The sequence below is a fragment of the Pseudomonas sp. Q1-7 genome (assembly GCF_028010285.1).
GTDB lineage: Bacteria > Pseudomonadota > Gammaproteobacteria > Pseudomonadales > Pseudomonadaceae > Metapseudomonas.
The window spans coordinates 2,861,676-2,879,495 of the sequence record NZ_CP116304.1 but is presented as its reverse complement, the minus strand read 5'-3'; the positions used below and the strand labels follow the sequence as shown (position 1 = coordinate 2,879,495).

Sequence of the window (17,820 nt, the reverse complement as noted above, 5' to 3'; positions counted from 1 at the left end):
GAGGACGCCAACATGCATATCGGATTCCTAGGCCTCGGCAACATGGGCGGCCCCATGGCCCGCAACCTGCTCAAGGCCGGCCACAGCCTCACCGTGTTCGATCCCTCGGCCCTGGCCACCGCGCCCCTCATCGAACTGGGCGCCCGCAGCGCCAACAGCCCGGCGGAACTTGCCCGCAATGGCGTCGCCGCCATCGTCACCATGCTGCCCGCCGCGGCCCAGGTGAAGCAGGTCTACCTTGGCGAGGACGGCCTGCTGGCCAATATCGCCCCGGGTGTGCTGCTGATCGACAGCTCCACCATCGACCCGCTCAGCGCCCGCGAAGTCGCCGCGGCCGCCGCCGCACAGGGCAATCCCATGCTCGATGCGCCGGTTTCCGGCGGCACCGGCGGCGCCGCGGCCGGCACCCTGACCTTCATGGTCGGCGGCACCGCCAGCGCCTTCGACCAGGCCTATCCGCTGCTTACCGCGATGGGCAAGAACATCGTCCACTGCGGTGACACCGGCAACGGCCAGGTCGCCAAGATCGCCAACAACATGCTGCTCGGCATTTCCATGATCGGCGCGGCTGAAGCCATGGCGCTGGGCGTCGCCCTGGGCATGGACGCGAAGGTGCTGGCCGGCATCATCAACACCTCCAGCGGCCGCTGCTGGAGTTCGGAAATCAACAACCCCTTCCCCGGCGTGCTGGAAAACGCCCCCGCCTCGCGCGGCTACAGCGGCGGCTTCGGCACTGACCTGATGCTCAAGGACCTCGGCCTGGCCACCGAAGCGGCGCGTCAGGCGAAACAGCCGGTGGTACTCGGCGCCGCCGCCCAGCAGCTCTATCAGACCTTCAGCCTGCAGGGTAACGGCGGCCTGGACTTCTCCGCGATCATCAAGCTGTTCCGCCGGGAAGCCTGAGCATGAACGAGAACGCGGCCCCGAAGCTGGCCTGCGAGCGCCCGCCGACCCTGGCGGAGCCCCAGCGCGTGCCGTCCTTCTTCAGCGGATGCAAGGCCGCGTTCGGCAACCCCCTTCGCAGTGCCTGACGGCAGCACGCTGCGGGAGACACGTACGATGCACGATATCGAACTCACCGAAGAACAACGCATGATCCGCGACATGGCGCGGGAATTCGCCCGCGCCGAAGTGGCGCCCAGGGCCCAGGCCTGGGAAAAGGCCGGCTGGATCGATGACGACCTGGTGCGCCAGATGGGCGAACTGGGCCTGCTCGGCATGGTGGTGCCCGAGGAATGGGGCGGCACCTACATCGACTACGTGGCCTATGCCCTGGCGGTGGAAGAAATCTCCGCCGGCGATGGCGCCCTCGGCGCCCTGATGAGCATCCACAACTCCGTGGGCTGCGGGCCCGTCCTCAAGTACGGCAGCGAGGCCCAGAAGGACCGCTGGCTGGCGGACCTGGCCAGCGGTGCGGCCATCGGCTGCTTCTGCCTCACCGAACCCCAGGCCGGCTCCGAAGCCCACAACCTGCGCACCCGCGCCGAACTCAAGGACGGCCAGTGGGTACTCAACGGCGCCAAGCAGTTCGTCAGCAACGGACGGCGCGCCAAGCTCGCCGTCGTCTTCGCGGTGACCGATCCGGAACTGGGCAAGAAAGGCCTGTCCGCCTTCCTGGTACCCACCGATACCCCCGGTTTCGCGGTCGACCGCAGCGAACACAAGATGGGCATCAAGGCCTCCGACACCTGTGCGGTGACCCTGAGCGATTGCCGCATACCGGAAGAGAACCTTCTGGGCCAGCGCGGCAAGGGCCTGGCCATCGCCCTGTCGAACCTGGAAGGCGGGCGTATCGGCATCGCCGCCCAGGCCCTCGGCATCGCCCGTGCGGCCTTCGAGGCGGCGCTGGGCTATGCGCGGGAACGGGTGCAGTTCGGCAAACCGATCGTCGAGCACCAGAGCATCGGCAACCTGCTCGCCGACATGCAGGTCCGCCTCAACGCCGCGCGGCTGATGATCCTCCATGCCGCCCGCCTGAAGAGCGCCGGCCTGCCCTGCCTCTCCGAAGCCTCCCAGGCCAAGCTGTTCGCCTCGGAGATCGCCGAACAGGTGTGCTCCAGCGCCATCCAGGTCCACGGCGGCTACGGCTACCTGGAGGACTACCCGGTGGAGAAGTACTACCGCGACGCCCGCATCACCCAGATCTACGAAGGCTCCAGCGAAGTGCAGCGCCTGCTGATCGCCCGCGAACTGGCTAACGTCCAGCTCTGAGTCGCCCCCGGCTTTCCGGGTGTTCCCTGCCCGGGAACGCTCGGTCGGCGCACGGGCGCGCCTGAGCCATCAGATCAGTCCCAGCGTCAGGCCTTTCAACGTCGCGGCGGCGCGGGTGGAACACTGCAGCTTGCGGAACAGGCTCTCCACATGGGTTCGCACCGTGCTCGGGCTGATGCCGAGGTCGCGGGCCACTTCCTTGTTGCTCGCGCCGGTGCTGATGCGCCGCAGAATCTCGGTTTCCCGCTCGGAAAGCAGCGCACTGGCGACCTTGGGCAAGGTAGCGCCGCACTCGCCACGGGCGGCGGCGATCACCGCCTGGCAGGCCCCGGCGTCGAATCGCCCCTCCTTGGCCTCCCCCTCCAGCAGGCGTGCTGCTTCGCTCTCGCTGAAGGCTGGCCGCCAGGGGCGCTCGGCACGCAACGCCTGCCAGGCAAGGGCCGCCGCCAGCAACCGCTGCTCGGCCTGCAGATGGTCGCCACTGAGGGAACGGAAGTAGCCGCTACCATCCAGGCGTTCGTAGGCATGGGCGGCCAATTGCCCGGAGGCGGACAGGCCGCTGATGGAACCTGATGCGCGCAGCGTCCAGTAGGGCACCAGACGCACCTGTTCCAGGTCGCCTTCGAGCAACCGGCCAGGGTGGTTCCAGATCCGGTTGGGTACCGCCGCCCGGCCCATGCCATGGATCAACGCGGCCTTGCCGAGCAGATCGATCGCGGTTCCGGACAGGCCCCAGAGCTTGCCAGCGCGACGCGCCAGCTCGGCGGCCTGGCGCGAATAGCCGGCGAGCCAGGGCAGTTTGAGGTCGATCACATCCGCCACCAGGGTCAACTCGACCTGTGCTCGTTCCCCCGCCGAAACCGGAGGCGGTTCCGGCTGATGCAGCGCATCCAGCCAGTCCTTGCCATGACGCACCAGTTCGGTGACCAGCGCGGACGGATAGCGGCGGTCGCCCTGGGCGCTGATCCATTCCAGCGCGGCCTCCAGTCCATGCACGCGTGAAAGGATTTCCAGATCACCGGCCAACACCACCTGGTAGACCACGTCCGGTATCTCGGGGTGGCGCAGGCCAAGGGGATTGCCCTGGCCGTCGAACTGTTCGAAGACATGGCGCAGGCCCAGCTCCACCGCAGGGGCCAGGCCCAGGGTACGGGCGATATCGCCGGAAACCTCGCAATGCACCTCGGCCAGGGGCCGCGACTTGCGCATGGCGCGCAACCCCGCCGCGTCCAGCGTCTGGCTGAGCATGGCGCGGCGTCCACCGACGTCATCCCCCAGCAGGTGCATGAAGCCCTCGGCGTTGGCCGTGCAGCCCGACCAGCGCAGCAGCGCCACCTGACGGGCGACCTCTTCCCGCCCAGCCTCCCCCTGGCAGGCGCCAGCGAGGAATCCGGCCAGGCGCGCGGTACGGCGGGACTGGTCGATGGGCTGCCCCATGCTCAGATCGCCCACCATGGACAGCGCCAGGATGGCGTCCTCCAGACCCACGCATTCAGTATCCAGCATGCTGTTCTCCCTCCCCTCGCCCGCATTGTCCACGAGTCGCCTCGGATAAACGACCGATACCCGCACAGCCGCGCAATCCCGACACTGGCGCCACACACACAGCGGAGATCCACCCCATGAACACACCCAAGTCCCTCGCCCTGGCCCTCGCCATGGCCACCTCGCTCTTCACCCTCGGCAGCCAGGCGGCCACCGCCCAGCCCTCGGTGGTGATCGTCCACGGCGCCTTCGCCGACGGCTCCGACTGGGCCCGGGTCGTTCCCCTGCTCCAGGCCGAAGGCATCAAGGTCACCGTGGTGCAGAACCCGCTGACCTCCCTGGCCGACGATGTCGCCGCCACCCAGCGCGTGCTGAACAACCAGGATGGCGACGTGGTGCTGGTCGGGCACTCCTGGGGCGGCACGGTCATCAGCCAGGCCGGCACCGACAAGAAGGTCCGCAGCCTGGTCTACGTCGCCGCCTTCGCGCCCAATGCCGGGCAGAACACCAAGGAACTCTACGAGGGCTATCCGTCGCCGCCCGGCGTCAGCCAGATCGCGCCGGACAAAAACGGCTACCTGTACATGACCCCGCAGGGCATGGCCACCGATTTCGCCCAGGACCTGTCGAAGGAGCAGACCGCCGTGATGAGCGCCACCCAGGGGCCGATCCGCGCGGCGGCCTTCGAAGAAAAGACCAGCGCTGCGGCCTGGCAGGCCAAGCCATCCTTTTACATCGTCAGCAACCAGGACCGCATGATCCAGCCGGACCTGCAACGGGCCTTCGCCAGGAAGATCCGCGCCAGTACGACGCAGCTCGACGCCAGCCACGTGCCGCAGCAGTCGAAACCGGTCGAGGTCGCCAACGTGATCATCCAGGCGGTCAAGCACGGTCAGTAGCCACCGTCGCCAGTTGCGCGCCCTGCTGATCGGCCATCAAGCCGACGGCCACTGCCGGATCTCAGGGCGGCCAAGGAAGGTAGGGATTCAGGACTGGTCGCGCCGCCGCGCGCGGGCAGCGCAGGCCGTGTGGAACAGGCGTATCGCCTCAGGCCCGCGAGATGCCGGTGATGGTGATGCCGTACTGGCGCAGCAGCAGCTCCGCCGGTTCGTCGCTGCGCTTGTCCTGCAGGTCCCCATATTCGCCTTTCTGGAGGTTGCCGTGGGCCCACTCCAGCAGGTGCAGGACCGCCTCCTCCATGCTCGGCTGATGGTCGAGCTGCATGTCCAGGGTGTTCGTACCTTGGTCCTTGCTATAGGTGATGATCCAGTTCGCCATGGGTGTTCTCCGCTTCGATGTTGGGACGTGGCGCAACAGGCCTGCGAGCCGCACACCACTTTATAGTTCGGTTCAGCCCGGCGACGTGGCGGTTCGACCCGGTCTCCCGACGAGCGAATCCGCGCGCGGAGCGTGCGGGTCGCTGCGGGGCGGGTGCGCACCACCCTGGCCTCTGCTAATAGTTTGATGTTCAGTGGACGCCCCAGTAACCTCGCGGCCCTTCCGACCCTGTCGCGTCATGCCATGAAACGAGGAACCCCATGAGAGCCGATCTTGAGACATCCGGCGCCCGGTGCGCCGCAGCCATCCACCAGCAGCCGGCGGTGACAGCATGATCGAGGTGACCGAGGTTTCCATTGCCCAACTGCGCGCCGCGCTGGAATCCGGTCGCACCACGGCGGTCGAGCTGGTGCAGGCCTACCTGGCGCGGATCGACGCCTACGACGGGCCCGACACGCCCACCGCCCTCAATGCGCTGGTGGTGCGCAACCCCGATGCGCTCAAGGAAGCGGCAGCGTCCGACGCCCGCCGGGCGCGGGGCGAAACCCTGGGCCCGCTCGACGGCATTCCCTACACCGCCAAGGACAGCTACCTGGTCAAGGGCCTCACCGCCGCCTCCGGCAGCCCGGCCTTCAAGGACCTGGTCGCCCAGCGCGACGCCTTCACCATCGAGCGGCTGCGCGCCGCCGGCGCCATCTGCCTGGGCAAGACCAACATGCCGCCCATGGCCAATGGCGGCATGCAGCGCGGCGTGTACGGCCGCGCCGAGAGCCCCTACAACGCGAACTACCTCACCGCGCCCTTCGCCTCGGGATCGTCCAACGGCGCCGGTACGGCCACGGCGGCCAGCTTCTCGGCATTCGGCCTGGCCGAGGAAACCTGGTCGAGCGGCCGGGGCCCGGCGTCCAACAACGGCCTGTGCGCCTACACCCCGTCGCGCGGGGTGATCTCGGTGCGCGGCAACTGGCCGCTGACGCCCACCATGGACGTCGTGGTGCCCTACGCCCGCACCATGGCCGACCTGCTGGAAGTGCTGGACGTGGTGGTGGCCGAGGACCCGGACACGCGCGGCGACCTGTGGCGCCTGCAGCCCTGGGTGCCCATCCCCAGCGTCGCGTCGGTGCGCCCGGCATCCTACCTGGAACTGGCGGCCAAGGCCGACGCGCTGGCCGGCAAGCGTTTCGGTGTGCCGCGCATGTTCATCAACCAGGACCCGGAGATGGGCACCAGCGAGCACCCCGGCATCGGCGGCCCGACCGGGCAACGCATCGACACCCGCCCCTCGGTGATCGCCCTCTGGGAAGATGCGCGCAAGGCGCTGGAAGCCGCTGGCGCCGAGGTGGTCGAAGTGGACTTCCCGCTGGTCTCCAACTGCGAGGGTGACCGCCCCGGCGCGCCCACCGTGTTCAATCGTGGCCTGGTCTCCAAGGAGTTCCTCCACGACGAGCTCTGGGACCTGTCGGCCTGGGGCTTCGACGACTTCCTCCGCGCCAACGGCGACCCCAGGCTGAACCGTCTGGTGGATGTGGACGGCCCGCAGATATTCCCCCACGACCCGGGCACCCTGCCCAACCGCGAAGGCGACCTGGCCGCCGGCATGGATGAATACGTGCGGATGGCCGAGCGCGGCATCAAGTCCTGGGAGCAGATCCCCACCCTCCCCGACGGCCTGCGGGGCCTGGAAGAAACCCGGCGCATCGACCTGGAGGAATGGATGGACCGCCTGGGCCTGGACGCGGTGCTGTTCCCGACCGTGGCCGATGTCGGCCCGGCGGACGCCGATGTGAACCCGGCGTCGGCGGATATCGCCTGGAGCAACGGCGTCTGGGTGGCCAACGGCAACCTCGCCATCCGGCACCTCGGGGTTCCGACGGTCACGGTGCCGATGGGTGTGATGGCGGATATCGGCATGCCTGTGGGCCTGACCTTCGCCGGCCGCGCCTACGACGATTCGGCGCTTCTGCGTTTCGCGGCGGCGTTCGAGTCCACCGGTTCGAAGCGGCTGATCCCGCCGCGCACCCCGCCCCTGTCGCGCGGCTGAACCCGCCACGGGCGAAACCGGGCCGCGCGGGCCCGGTTCCGCTCAGTCGTCGGCGGGCGCCTGCTGCACCCGCTTGCGGAAATGCCCCGGACTTTCCCCGGTCCAGCTGCGAAAGGCCCGGTGGAAGGCACTGGGTTCCTGGAAACCGGCCTTGATGGCGATTTCGCCGATGCTGTAACGGTCGCCCCGGAGCAGCTCGAACGCCACCGAACGCCGCACTTCGTGTTTGATTTCCTGGTAGCTGAAGCCTTCCCGCTCCAGTTGGCGACGGAAACCGGCAGCACTCATCCCCAATTCCTCGGCCAGGGCCACCAGGGTCGGCGGGACATGGTCCTCCTGCTGGCGCAGGCGCCGGAACACGCGCGCAGCCAGACTTTCCTCGTTGCGGATGCGCACGATCAGCCATTGCGGCGATGTGCGCAGGAAGTGTTTGAGCGCGGCCAGATCCTGCACCACCGGCAGCGCCAGGTAGCTGGCGTCGAAGGCCACTTCGGTGCAGGCGGCGTCGAACTCCAGCAGCGGGCCCCACAACAGCGGATCGGAACGATGGGCCGGGCGCGGATGGCTGAAGCGCGTGCTGTCCAGGGGAATCCGCCGGCCCACCAGCCAGCACAGCACCCCGAGCACGATATTGAGGTAGATCTCCTCCGCGCCGCCGCGAATGGCCTGGTTGTCCATCGAGGTGCGCAGGCTGACCACCGCCCGGCCGCCCCGCACCTCCAGGTGCGCGCGGATGTCATGGATGAACAGCCCCAGGTAGGTCAGGCACTGGCGCAAGGCCTTGCCGAGCGTCGGTTCCTGGATCAGGCCCCGGCAGATCAGCGCGAAGCTGCCGCGCGGCAGGCCGTGTGAATCGAAGCCGAAGAACTCATCATCCAGCTCGCGCACCATCGCCAGCCAGAACCGGTTGACGGCCGTTGCGGGCAGGCGCGCATCGACGATCTCCAGCGTGCGCGGGTCGATACCGGCCTCGTCGAGCACCGCCTTCTTGCGCGCGGGCTCGTCCTCCAGCCTGTGCAGGGCCACCTGCACGAGGTACGCCGCCACCGAATCCTGTTCCCGCATCGTGCCCCTCGTTGCTCCGTCGCTCCGGCGTAAAGTCCGCCAATCATAGTGGGCGCGGCTCCCGCCAGACAGCGTGCGTGTGGCAAAAATGTTCAGGCCGGGTCGCGCACTTTGGGCATAGGCCGATGCGCCTTTCGTGCCTAGACTCGAAGCTGTTCTAGATCGGGTCGGTCCGCGGACCAGGAGGAAAAGTGGGTTTTACACAGACAGCAAGCGCCGGCGCCTCGCCCTGCGCCCGCCGCGAAGGTCCGGCGGCGTCGCGTTTCGAGCGCAACCGGGAAAAGGCCCTGGCGCTTTTCGCCTGCAAGGGCTTCGGCCAGGTCAGCCTGCGCGAGCTGGCGGCCCACCTCGAACTGACCGCGGGCTCGCTGTATCACCACTGCAGCAGTAAGGAAGAACTCCTGTTCGAATTCATCGAGGAGTATTACGAGGGGCTGCTCGCGGTGTCGTCCCGCGTCACTCCCGGCAAGCCGTGCGCCGAGCAACTGCGCGACCTGGCCGCGGCGCTGATCGAGTTGCACCGCCAGCAGCCGCTGCGCTTCCGCCTCGCCGCCAAGGAACGCCACTGCCTCACCCCCGCCCACCAGCAACGCATCGCCGAACTGGAACTGCTCTGCCAGGAGCGCTGGCTGCGCCAGGTGGGCAAGGGCCTGCACCTGTCCCCCAGCAGCCGCAAGGCCGCCGGAGATGCCCTCTTGAACATTTTCCAGCAGATACCCAACTGGCTGGAGCACGCCGGGCTGGCCGAGGCCGAGCGCTCGGCCTTCCTCGAAAGCCTGATCCTCGGCGCCGTCTCCCAGTTGGTCAGCTTCCTGAAAACCGCTTCCCCCGTCTCAACCCAAGGTAACGCCCATGCCCCAGTACTCCGCTCCGCTTCGTGACCTGCGCTTCGTCCTCCATGAAGTCTTCCAGGCCCCGGCCCTCTGGGCGCGCCTGCCGGCCCTGGCCGAGCGGGTGGACGCCGACACCGCCGATGCCATCCTGGAAGAAGCGGCCAAGGTCACCGGCCAGCTGATAGCCCCGCTCAATCGCAGCGGCGACGAGGAAGGCGCGCAGTGGCGCGATGGCCTGGTGAGCACGCCGGCCGGCTTCAAGGAGGCCTACGCCACCTATATCGAAGGCGGCTGGGTGGGGCTTTCCGGCAACCCGGACTACGCCGGCATGGGCATGCCGAAGATGCTCGCCGTGCAGTTCGAGGAAATGCTCTACGCCGCCAACGCCAGCTTCGCCCTGTACTCCGCGCTGTCCTCCGGCGCCTGCCTGGCCATCGACGCCCATGCCAGTGAGGAACTCAAGACCACCTACCTGCCGGCGCTGTACGAAGGCCGCTGGGCCGGCTCCATGTGCCTGACCGAACCCCATGCCGGCACCGACCTCGGCATCATTCGCACCAAGGCCGAACCCCAGGCCGATGGCAGCTACGCGATCAGCGGCACCAAGATCTTCATCACCGGCGGCGAGCAGGACCTGACCGAGAACATCATCCACCTGGTGCTGGCCAAGCTGCCGGACGCGCCGGCCGGCCCGAAGGGAATTTCGCTGTTCCTGGTGCCCAAGGTGATGGTGAACGCCGACGGTTCCCTGGGCGAGAAGAACGCCGTGTCCTGCGGCTCCATCGAACACAAGATGGGCATCAAGGCCTCGGCCACCTGCGTAATGAACTTCGACGGCGCCATCGGCTACCTGATCGGCGAAGCCAACAAGGGCCTGGCCGCCATGTTCACCATGATGAACTACGAGCGCCTGTCCATCGGCCTCCAGGGCATCGGCTGCGCCGACGCGTCCTACCAGAACGCCGTGGCCTACGCCCGCGAGCGCATCCAGAGCCGCGCGCCGACCGGCCCGGTGGCCCAGGACAAGGCCGCCGACCCGATCATCGTCCACCCGGACGTGCGCCGCATGCTGCTCAGCATGAAGGCCATGACCGAGGGTGGCCGCGCCTTCGCCTGCTACGTCGGCCAGCAGCTGGACCTGGCCAAGTACGCCGAAGACACCGATGAACGCCAGCGCGCCGAGGCCCTGGTGGCCCTGCTCACGCCGGTGGCCAAGGCCTTCTTCACTGACACCGGACTGGACAGCTGCGTGCATGGCCAGCAGGTGTTCGGCGGCCACGGCTACATTCGCGAATGGGGCCAGGAGCAACTGGTGCGCGACGTGCGCATCGCGCAGATCTACGAAGGCACCAACGGCATCCAGGCCCTCGACCTGCTGGGCCGCAAGGTGGTGGCCAACGGCGGCGCCGCGCTCAAACTGTTCTGCGCCGAGGTCCGCGCCTTCGCCAGCCAACCCGGCGCGCCCTACGCCACCGAACTGCTGGAGGCCGTGCAACGCCTGCAGAGCACCAGCGAATGGCTGCTGGCCCGCGCCACCCAGAACCCCAATGAAGTGGGGGCCGCCTCAGTGGAATACCTGCAGCTCTTCGGCCACGTGGCCTATGCCTGGATGTGGGCGCGCATGGCCCAGGCGGCGCAGGCTCGCCGCAGCGAGGACGAAGCCTTCTACACCGGCAAGCTGGCCACCGCGGAGTTCTTCTTCCGCCGCCTGCTGCCTCGCATCCTGGGTCTGGAAGCCAGCATCCGCGCTGGCAGCGACGCCCTCTTCGGGCTCAGCGCCGAGCAGTTCTGAGGCTTTAGCGTGACGCGCGGCCCTGCTGGTTTCGGGCCGCGCCTTTTTCCACTTCGCTCCGCAGGATGGTCCGCCTCCTTGGGCTGCGCTTCGCTCAGGCAGTCCGCCGCCCGCACCCACCTGCGATTTTCAGGAGTTCCAACATGCAAGACGTCGTCATCGTCGCCGCCACCCGCACCGCCATCGGCAGCTTCCAGGGCGCCCTGGCCAACATCCCGGCCCACGAACTGGGCGCCGCGGTGATCCGCCAGTTGCTGGCGCAGACCGGCCTCAAGGGCGAGCAGGTGGATGAAGTCATCCTCGGCCAGGTGCTCACCGCCGGCGCCGGCCAGAACCCCGCGCGCCAGGCCGCCGTCCTCGCCGGCCTGCCCCACGCGGTGCCGGCCATGACCCTGAACAAGCTCTGCGGCTCCGGCCTCAAGGCCCTGCACCTGGGCATCCAGGCGATCCGCTGCGGCGACGCCGAAGTGGTCATCGCCGGCGGCCAGGAAAGCATGAGCCTGGCGCCCTACGTCCTTCCGGCCGCCCGCACCGGCCTGCGCATGGGCCATGCCCAGGCCCTGGACAGCCTGATCCACGACGGCTTGACCGACGCCTTCAACCACTACCACATGGGCGTCACCGCCGAGAACCTGGTGGACAAGTACGGCATCAGCCGCGAAGCCCAGGACGCCTTCGCCGCCGCCTCACAACAGAAGGCCGTCGCCGCCATCGAAGCCGGCCGCTTCAAGGACGAGATCACCCCGATCCTGATTCCCCAGCGCAAGGGCGACCCGGTCGCCTTCGCCACCGACGAAGGCCCGCGCGCCGGCACCACCGCCGAGTCCCTGGCCAAGCTCAAGCCGGCGTTCAAGAAGGACGGCAGCGTCACCGCCGGCAACGCCTCCAGCCTCAACGACGGCGCCGCCGCCGTGGTCCTGATGAGCGCCAACAAGGCCGAGGCCCTGGGCCTGCCGGTGCTGGCGCGGATCAAGGGCTACGCCAATGCCGGCGTCGACCCGGCGATCATGGGCATCGGCCCGGTCGGCGCTACCCGCCGCTGCCTGGAGAAGGCCGGCTGGAGCCTGGACGAACTGGACCTGATCGAAGCCAACGAAGCCTTCGCCGCGCAGTCGCTGTCGGTGGGCCAGGAGCTGGGCTGGGACATGGCCAAGGTCAACGTCAACGGCGGCGCCATCGCCCTCGGCCACCCCATCGGCGCCTCCGGCTGCCGCGTGCTGGTGACCCTGCTGCACGAAATGATCAAGCGCGATGCGAAGAAGGGTCTGGCAACCCTGTGCATCGGCGGCGGCATGGGCGTGGCCCTGGCCATCGAGCGCTGATCGGCCCGGTCAATTTCAACCCGGCGGCGGAGTCTGTGAAAGCCGGCGCCTCAGGCGCTGCCGAACTCCAGGCCCTGGAGCCAACCGTGATTCAGGATGGCGCAGAGCATCTGCCGGACCGGCTCGGAGCAAGGGTGAATGGAAAGCTGGAGATTCCAGGCGCGGCCCTCGCCCGATTCCGGGCGCAGGGCCCAGGCGTCTGCCGGCAGGCAGCTGGCCATGAAGCGCTGGAGGATTGAGAAGTCCAAGGGGCGCGTGCTGATCAGGACGGTCTGGTTCATGACAGGCTCCGGTGCGTCGCTCGACGTCTGGCCGCGCCGTCGCGGGACGGGCGGCACAGGCAGTTTGTGGCCGCGGGCGTGGGTCAGGCCACGACCGGGATCAGCGGATCGGCCGCGGCCAGCGCGGTGGCGCGGTCGGCCGCCGGCGGGTAGATCCACACCGAGTTGATCTGCTGCTTGATGGATTTGCCTTCCTGACGCTCGAACTTGATCTGGCGGTCCCAGCCTTCGGTGAACACCGCGCCCCAGGCCCCCAGGTCCAGGCAGGTGACGTACTTGGGCTGGCTGTAGGGAATCGGCGCCACACCCAGCAGGCTCGCCGCCACGTTGTTGCCGGCAGAACGACCCAGGGCGATGGCGTGCTGGCAGGACATCAGCGCGTGGTTGCCCTGGTCATCGCACGCGGCGCGCGCGACGTCGCCCGTGGCGAACACCCCGTCATGCCCCGGCACCTGCAGGTTGGCATCCACATGCAGGCGCCCCTGGGCATCGCGCTCGCCGGCGACCTGTTCGGTCAGCGAGCTGGCGCGCACGCCGACGGTCCAGATCACTGTGTCTGCCTCGATGCGCTCACCGCTGGACAGGGTCACGCCGCTGGCGTCCACCGAGACCACCGCGTTGTTCAGGCACCATTCCACCCCCAGTTCGGCGGAGGCTTCGGCGATGGCCACGCGCGGACCTTCGCCCAGGGCGGCGCCGATCTGGTTGCCCCGGTCGACGACTATCACCCGCACCTCGGCGTCCGCGCCCAATACCGCACGCAGGCGGGCGGGCATTTCGGCAGCGGTTTCGATGCCGGTGAAGCCACCGCCGGCCACCACCACCGTGTTACGGCTGGCCGAAGCCGGGCGCTGCGCCAGGGACTGGATGTGGCGCTCCAGGCGCACGGCTTCTTCCAGCTGGTCCACATCGAAGGCGTGTTCGACGCCGGCCAGCGCCGGACGTACCACCTGGCTGCCGGTAGCCAGCACAAGGCGGTCATAGCCCAGCTCGGCGAACTGGCCATCGATGGTGCGGTAACCCACGCGCTTGCCCTCGGCATCGATGCGTTCGGCGAAGCCTTTCACGAAAGTCACACCCACTGCGTCGAACAGTTCGCCCAGCGGCGCCACCATCTTGTGCACCTCCGGCTCATAGAAGCGCGGGCGTACGCGCAGCTCGGCCTGGGGCGCCAGGACCACCACCTCGACGTCGTCGCGGCCATGCTGGTCCAGCAGTCGAGTGGCGCTCAGGGCGCTCCACATGCCACCGAAACCGGCGCCGACGATCAGGATGCGTTGTTTCATATCGTTCTCCACAAAGCGAAAAGTGAGGCTGTAGCGGGCCGAGGCGCCCGACATCGTCATGCCGGGCTGTGAGGTTCGCGTTTCGCACCACACCGGCTAACTGCGACTGTATTTGTCGTAGTTAATTTCCACAAGCTTTTTTTCTTGCCCACGCCTGCCGCTCGTCGCCATCATTTCCTCCGAGCCGCAAGAAATCTGGGTCTTTTGCCTTAAATCCCTTAGCATGAGAGCATGCAGAGTGAAAGAAGGCATGCACAAGGCAGCCGAAATCGCCGGAGAGCACCGGAGAAATGCCCCTTAAGTGGCGACCACATTAGTCGGAGTTATAAATGGCTTTGTATAGCGCGGGAGTGGAATACGGCATCCATTGCCTCCTCTACCTGGCAGACGAGAAAGGCGACGGCCGCGAAGCCAGCGTGCGCAGCCTGGCGGAACTGCAGGGCGTCCCCCCGGAACTGCTGGCCAAGGTGTTCACGCGCCTGGCCAAGGCCGGCCTGGTGGCGGCCACCGAGGGCGTGCGCGGCGGCTTCCGCCTGGCGCGGCCGGCCGACGAGATCACGGTGCTGGATATCGTTCGCGCCATCGATGGCGACAAGCAGATATTCGAATGCCGTGACGTGCGTGAACGCTGCGCCCTGTTCAGCGATGGCTGCCCGACACCGGATTGGGCCCAGGCCGGCCCCTGCTCCATCCACGCGGTGATGATGCAGGCGCAGCAGCGCATGGAAGAGGCGCTGGCCCAGACCACGGTGCTCGACCTGATACGCCGGGTCGCACGCAAGGCGCCGGCGGAGTTCGGCGAGCAGGTCCTGCGCTGGATGAACGAACGCCACGACGGCAAGGTGGAAGTGGGGCCGCTGTAGGGGCGAGTTCACTCGCGATCGAGCGCGCCCCACAAAGCGGCACCGGGTCGCCCTAGAGCAGCTTGCACACCTCGTCGAATTCCAGGCGAGGCGAACGCGGATGCAGCCTGGACGGATCGCCATAACCCAGGTTGCAGAGGAAGTTGGTCTTTACGTGGCTGTCCGGGAAATGTTCCAGCTGGAAGGCATCGTCCTGCCCGTCGGCCGGGAAGAACTCATGGTCGACCATCGCGTTGTCGAAGCCGGACATGGGGCCGCAGTCCAGCCCCAGCGCCCGCGCCGCGAGCATGAAATAGGCCCCCTGCAGCGAGCTGTTGCGCCGGGCGGTGACGCCCGCGAGCTCCGGGGTATCGGCGAACCAGGCGCGGGCGTCGGTATGCGGGTAGAGCTTGGGCAACTGTTCGTAGAACTTCACGTCATAGGCAATGACGGCCGTAACCGGCGCCGCCATGGTCTTGTCCACGTTGCCGGGGGCCAGCGCGGGCAGGAGTCTCCGCTTGGCCTCCTCCGTGCGCAGGAACAGAATGCGCGCCGGACAACAGTTGGCGCTGGTGGGGCCCCACTTCATCAGGTCGTAGAGCTGGCGCAGGGTGTCGTCGCTGACCGGTTTTTCCAGCCAGGCGCTGTAGGTGCGGGCCTGACGGAACAACAGGTCCATGCCCTCCTCGCTCAATCGCTTGCTCATCATCGCCTCCTCCTGTTCGGGTGGGGTCGCACGGCCGTGCGGCACCCCTTAGAGGATAGTCAGCGCGACAGTCCCGTCGGGCACGGAAACACCTCGCCCATGAAGTCGCGGATGCGGCTGATGGTTGCAGACACGCGGACCGACGGCCTCGGTCCGCGTGTCAGGGCGCGCCCCTAGAAGTCAAAGAACACCGTCTCCCCTTCCCCCTGGAGGCGGATATCGAAGCGGTAGGCCCGCTTGCCGTCCACCTCGCAGCACCGCGCCACCAGGGTTTCACGGCGCTGCGGCTGTTCGATCAGGTTGAGCACCGGGTCGGCGGCATTGGCGGCGGCTTCGTCCTCGAAGTAGATGCGCGTCTGCAGGTGAATATTGATGCCCCGGGCGAACAGCGACAGGTTGATGTGCGGAGCCATGGGCACGCCGGCGGCGTTCTTCACCACACCGGGCTTCACCGTGTGCAGGGTCCACTCGCCGGCGTCGAAGGTGGTGGCGGTGCGACCGAAGCCGTTGAAGGGCTTTTCCAGGTCGAAGTCGCTGTCGTAGACGCCTTCGTGGTTGGCTTGCCAGAACTCCAGGAACGAGTCGCGCACCAGGTGGCCGTTGCCGTCGTAGACGTGCCCGATCAGCAGGATGTGCTCGCCCGGCGCATCGGCGCGGGCCATGCGGTTCCAGATTTCCTGGTCACGGGTGGGGTTGCCGGCGGCCTCCAGGGCCAGGCCAATGTGGACGTAGGGGCCGGCGGTCTGCGAGGGGGTTTCCGGCAGCAGTTCGATGGGCATGCGGGCGCTCCTCAGCGGTTCTCGAAGTGGGTCTTGCGCTGGCCGCGCAGGACGATGTCGAAACGGTAGGCCAGGCAATCCATGGGGATGGCGTTGCTCATGTCGAGCCGGGCGATCAGGGTCTGCACCGCGTCGGGATTGGCAATGCTCTTGACGATCGGGCACAGCGGGATCATCGGGTCGCCTTCGAAATACAACTGGGTGATCAGTCGGGTGGAAATGGAGGGCCCGCTGATGGAGAAGTGGATGTGCGCCGGGCGCCAGTCGTTGGGGCCGTTGCGCCAGGGGTACGGACCCGGCTTGACGGTACGGAAGCAATAGTGGCCGTCGCTGTCGGTCAGGGCGCGCCCGACACCGCCGAAGTTCGGGTCCAGCGGCGCCAGGTAGCGGTCGTTCTTGTGGCGGTAGCGGCCGCCGGCGTTGGCTTGCCACATTTCCACCAGGGTATGGGGAACCGGCTTGCCGTACTGGTCGATGACCCGGCCGGAAACGATGATGCGCTCGCCGATGGGCAGCCCGCCGTGGCTGAAGTTGAGCAGCAGGTCGTTGTCGTGCTCGCCCATCTTCAGGTGGGAGAAGTCCGGGCCGCTGGTTTCGGAGATGGACTGCGGGATGCTCACCAGCGCCTGGCGCGGGGAGCGCGCGACGGACGTCTTGTAATCAGGCGTGAAGGCTTTCGGGTGCCAGTTTCGGTCACGAATGACGAAGCGGCTGTTTTCCGCATCGGACATCACGGTTTCCTCTTTCTTGGAGTTGTCGGGCGGCCCGGTGCAACAGGCAGGGGCCGGGGCCGCAGTGTCATCCGGCACAAGGCGGGGGAAAACTGAAATCCTGCCGACCATCCATAACCAGTCAGTTATGCAAGACGCCCTTCACGGTAGTCCAGGGCGGCTTCGCGCAGGGTCTCCACCGCCCACTGGGCGGCCAGGGAAAGCGGCAGCGACGCATTGCGGCAGATGCCCACGGAGCCACCAGGTTCCTTGAAACCAAGGTCCAGCTCCACCAGCTCGCCCCGGTCCAGGTCCAGCCGCACCGCATCCAGCGGTGCGATCCACAGCGCATCGCCGTTCAGCACATAGCGCCGGCTGAGGGCCAGGGACAGGGTTTCCAGACGCTGACGCGGCGGGCTGATGCCGCTTTGCACGAACAAGCCGTCGGCGTGCTTGCGGATGGTGGTGCCGGCCAGTGGCAGGACCAGCGGAAAACCCTCCAGGGAGCGGCGATCGGCGCCCTCCGCCAGCAACGGGTGCCCGGCGCGCACCACCAGGGTCATGGATTCGCTGTACAGGTGCTCGAAGGTCAGGCCGTGGATGTCCGGGCTGTCGGTCATGCGCCCGACCACCAGGTCCAGTTCCCCCACTCGCAGTTGCGACAGCAGGTAGGCGCCTGGTCCGGTCAGCACGCTGACCACCAGGGACGGATGCCGCTGGTGCAGGCGCCGCACCACATCCGGCACCAGCAGGCCTTCGACGGTGGACAGCACGCCGAGGCGCAGGGTGCCGGCAGCGTATTCGCCCTCGCGCAGGCTGTTCACCCCATCACGCAGGGCCTGCACGCAGGGGCCGGCGTAGCGCATGAAGGCCAGCCCGGCCTCCGTCAGGCTGGCGCCGCCCTTGCCCCGCTCGAACAGGCTGGTGCCGAGGATCTCTTCCAGTTCCTTGAGTGTCTTGGAGATGGCCGGCTGGCTCACCGCCAGTTGGTCCGCCGCACGCGCCAGGCTGCCCTGGCGCGCGACTTCGAGGAAACACAACAGGTGGCGGAACTTGATGCGGTTGTCGATGTTCAACGGCGGGTCCTGATCACGGCTGGCCTGCGAAGGCTAGCCCAAGCATCGGTGCCAGGGCCATGCCATAGGCGCGAATTCTTGCTCGCGCAGGGAACGTGCCCTTCGCTTCACCA

18 protein-coding genes are annotated in these 17,820 nt (G+C 67.7%); 9 read left to right on the top strand and 9 right to left on the bottom strand.

Annotation, left to right across the window (positions count from 1 at the left end):
- Nucleotides 1–12 precede the first annotated feature (12 nt).
- The 3 genes from mmsB to PJW05_RS13200 are packed head-to-tail and all read left to right on the top strand — an operon-like array spanning nucleotide 13 to nucleotide 2,211.
- Nucleotides 13–903 carry a 3-hydroxyisobutyrate dehydrogenase gene (gene mmsB / locus PJW05_RS13210; RefSeq protein ID WP_271412218.1) on the top strand — a complete coding sequence of 297 codons (891 nt, stop codon included), beginning with the start codon at nucleotides 13–15 and terminating at the stop codon, nucleotides 901–903.
- Between the two features lie 2 nt (nucleotides 904–905).
- Entirely contained in the window at nucleotides 906–1,031 is a 126-nt protein-coding gene (locus PJW05_RS13205; protein WP_271412147.1) for a hypothetical protein, read from the top strand.
- A 28-nt stretch (nucleotides 1,032–1,059) separates the two neighbouring features.
- Nucleotides 1,060–2,211 carry an acyl-CoA dehydrogenase family protein gene (locus PJW05_RS13200; protein ID WP_271412146.1) on the top strand — a complete coding sequence of 384 codons (1,152 nt, stop codon included), beginning with the start codon at nucleotides 1,060–1,062 and terminating at the stop codon, nucleotides 2,209–2,211.
- Nucleotides 2,212–2,280: 69 nt separating this feature from the next.
- Here PJW05_RS13200 and PJW05_RS13195 read toward each other — a convergent pair whose 3' ends face one another.
- Nucleotides 2,281–3,717 carry an HD domain-containing phosphohydrolase gene (locus PJW05_RS13195; protein ID WP_271412145.1) on the bottom strand — a complete coding sequence of 479 codons (1,437 nt, stop codon included), beginning with the start codon at nucleotides 3,715–3,717 and terminating at the stop codon, nucleotides 2,281–2,283.
- Between the two features lie 116 nt (nucleotides 3,718–3,833).
- Here PJW05_RS13195 and PJW05_RS13190 point away from each other — a divergent pair, with 116 nt between their 5' ends.
- A complete protein-coding gene (locus PJW05_RS13190) occupies nucleotides 3,834–4,595 on the top strand; it encodes an alpha/beta hydrolase (protein WP_271412144.1) in 762 nt (253 codons plus the stop codon).
- Nucleotides 4,596–4,743: 148 nt separating this feature from the next.
- Here the strand turns inward: PJW05_RS13190 and PJW05_RS13185 are convergent, their stop codons facing one another.
- Nucleotides 4,744–4,974 (bottom strand): hypothetical protein, encoded by a 231-nt coding sequence (locus PJW05_RS13185; RefSeq protein ID WP_271412143.1) that lies wholly within the window; start codon nucleotides 4,972–4,974, stop codon nucleotides 4,744–4,746.
- Between the two features lie 331 nt (nucleotides 4,975–5,305).
- On the opposite strand from PJW05_RS13185, the gene PJW05_RS13180 reads away from it, so the two are divergent.
- Nucleotides 5,306–7,015, top strand: a complete 1,710-nt coding sequence (locus PJW05_RS13180) for an amidase (RefSeq protein WP_271412142.1) — start codon at nucleotides 5,306–5,308, stop codon at nucleotides 7,013–7,015.
- A gap of 42 nt (nucleotides 7,016–7,057) precedes the next feature.
- Here the strand turns inward: PJW05_RS13180 and PJW05_RS13175 are convergent, their stop codons facing one another.
- The gene (locus PJW05_RS13175; RefSeq protein ID WP_271412141.1) at nucleotides 7,058–8,080 is read right to left on the bottom strand and encodes an AraC family transcriptional regulator; all 1,023 of its coding nucleotides are present in this window, start codon (nucleotides 8,078–8,080) and stop codon (nucleotides 7,058–7,060) included.
- Nucleotides 8,081–8,271: 191 nt separating this feature from the next.
- On the opposite strand from PJW05_RS13175, the gene PJW05_RS13170 reads away from it, so the two are divergent.
- The 3 genes from PJW05_RS13170 (at nucleotide 8,272) to PJW05_RS13160 (ending at nucleotide 12,027) form a co-directional block, all read left to right on the top strand.
- Nucleotides 8,272–8,961 carry a TetR/AcrR family transcriptional regulator gene (locus tag PJW05_RS13170; protein ID WP_271412140.1) on the top strand — a complete coding sequence of 230 codons (690 nt, stop codon included), beginning with the start codon at nucleotides 8,272–8,274 and terminating at the stop codon, nucleotides 8,959–8,961.
- The gene (locus tag PJW05_RS13165) at nucleotides 8,933–10,705 is read left to right on the top strand and encodes an acyl-CoA dehydrogenase C-terminal domain-containing protein (RefSeq protein ID WP_271412139.1); all 1,773 of its coding nucleotides are present in this window, start codon (nucleotides 8,933–8,935) and stop codon (nucleotides 10,703–10,705) included. Before PJW05_RS13170 ends, PJW05_RS13165 begins: the two co-directional genes overlap by 29 nt.
- A 143-nt stretch (nucleotides 10,706–10,848) precedes the next feature.
- Nucleotides 10,849–12,027, top strand: a complete 1,179-nt coding sequence (locus PJW05_RS13160; protein ID WP_271412138.1) for an acetyl-CoA C-acetyltransferase — start codon at nucleotides 10,849–10,851, stop codon at nucleotides 12,025–12,027.
- A gap of 50 nt (nucleotides 12,028–12,077) precedes the next feature.
- Here PJW05_RS13160 and PJW05_RS13155 read toward each other — a convergent pair whose 3' ends face one another.
- Both PJW05_RS13155 and PJW05_RS13150 read right to left on the bottom strand, forming a co-directional pair.
- Complete coding sequence (locus PJW05_RS13155; protein WP_271412137.1) at nucleotides 12,078–12,308, bottom strand: hypothetical protein; 231 nt, start codon at nucleotides 12,306–12,308, stop codon at nucleotides 12,078–12,080.
- Between the two features lie 83 nt (nucleotides 12,309–12,391).
- Entirely contained in the window at nucleotides 12,392–13,594 is a 1,203-nt protein-coding gene (locus tag PJW05_RS13150) for an NAD(P)/FAD-dependent oxidoreductase (protein WP_271412136.1), read from the bottom strand.
- A 329-nt stretch (nucleotides 13,595–13,923) separates the two neighbouring features.
- On the opposite strand from PJW05_RS13150, the gene PJW05_RS13145 reads away from it, so the two are divergent.
- Complete coding sequence (locus PJW05_RS13145; RefSeq protein ID WP_271412135.1) at nucleotides 13,924–14,457, top strand: RrF2 family transcriptional regulator; 534 nt, start codon at nucleotides 13,924–13,926, stop codon at nucleotides 14,455–14,457.
- Between the two features lie 52 nt (nucleotides 14,458–14,509).
- Here the strand turns inward: PJW05_RS13145 and PJW05_RS13140 are convergent, their stop codons facing one another.
- The 4 genes from PJW05_RS13140 to pcaQ all read right to left on the bottom strand — a co-directional run bounded on the left by PJW05_RS13140 (nucleotide 14,510) and on the right by pcaQ (nucleotide 17,707).
- Complete coding sequence (locus PJW05_RS13140; RefSeq protein ID WP_271412134.1) at nucleotides 14,510–15,142, bottom strand: malonic semialdehyde reductase; 633 nt, start codon at nucleotides 15,140–15,142, stop codon at nucleotides 14,510–14,512.
- A 173-nt stretch (nucleotides 15,143–15,315) separates the two neighbouring features.
- Nucleotides 15,316–15,921, bottom strand: a complete 606-nt coding sequence (gene pcaG, locus PJW05_RS13135) for a protocatechuate 3,4-dioxygenase subunit alpha (protein ID WP_271412133.1) — start codon at nucleotides 15,919–15,921, stop codon at nucleotides 15,316–15,318.
- An 11-nt stretch (nucleotides 15,922–15,932) separates the two neighbouring features.
- Entirely contained in the window at nucleotides 15,933–16,652 is a 720-nt protein-coding gene (pcaH, locus tag PJW05_RS13130; protein WP_271412132.1) for a protocatechuate 3,4-dioxygenase subunit beta, read from the bottom strand.
- A gap of 125 nt (nucleotides 16,653–16,777) precedes the next feature.
- Nucleotides 16,778–17,707 carry a pca operon transcription factor PcaQ gene (gene pcaQ / locus PJW05_RS13125; protein ID WP_271412131.1) on the bottom strand — a complete coding sequence of 310 codons (930 nt, stop codon included), beginning with the start codon at nucleotides 17,705–17,707 and terminating at the stop codon, nucleotides 16,778–16,780.
- Between the last annotated feature and the right edge of the window lie 113 nt (nucleotides 17,708–17,820).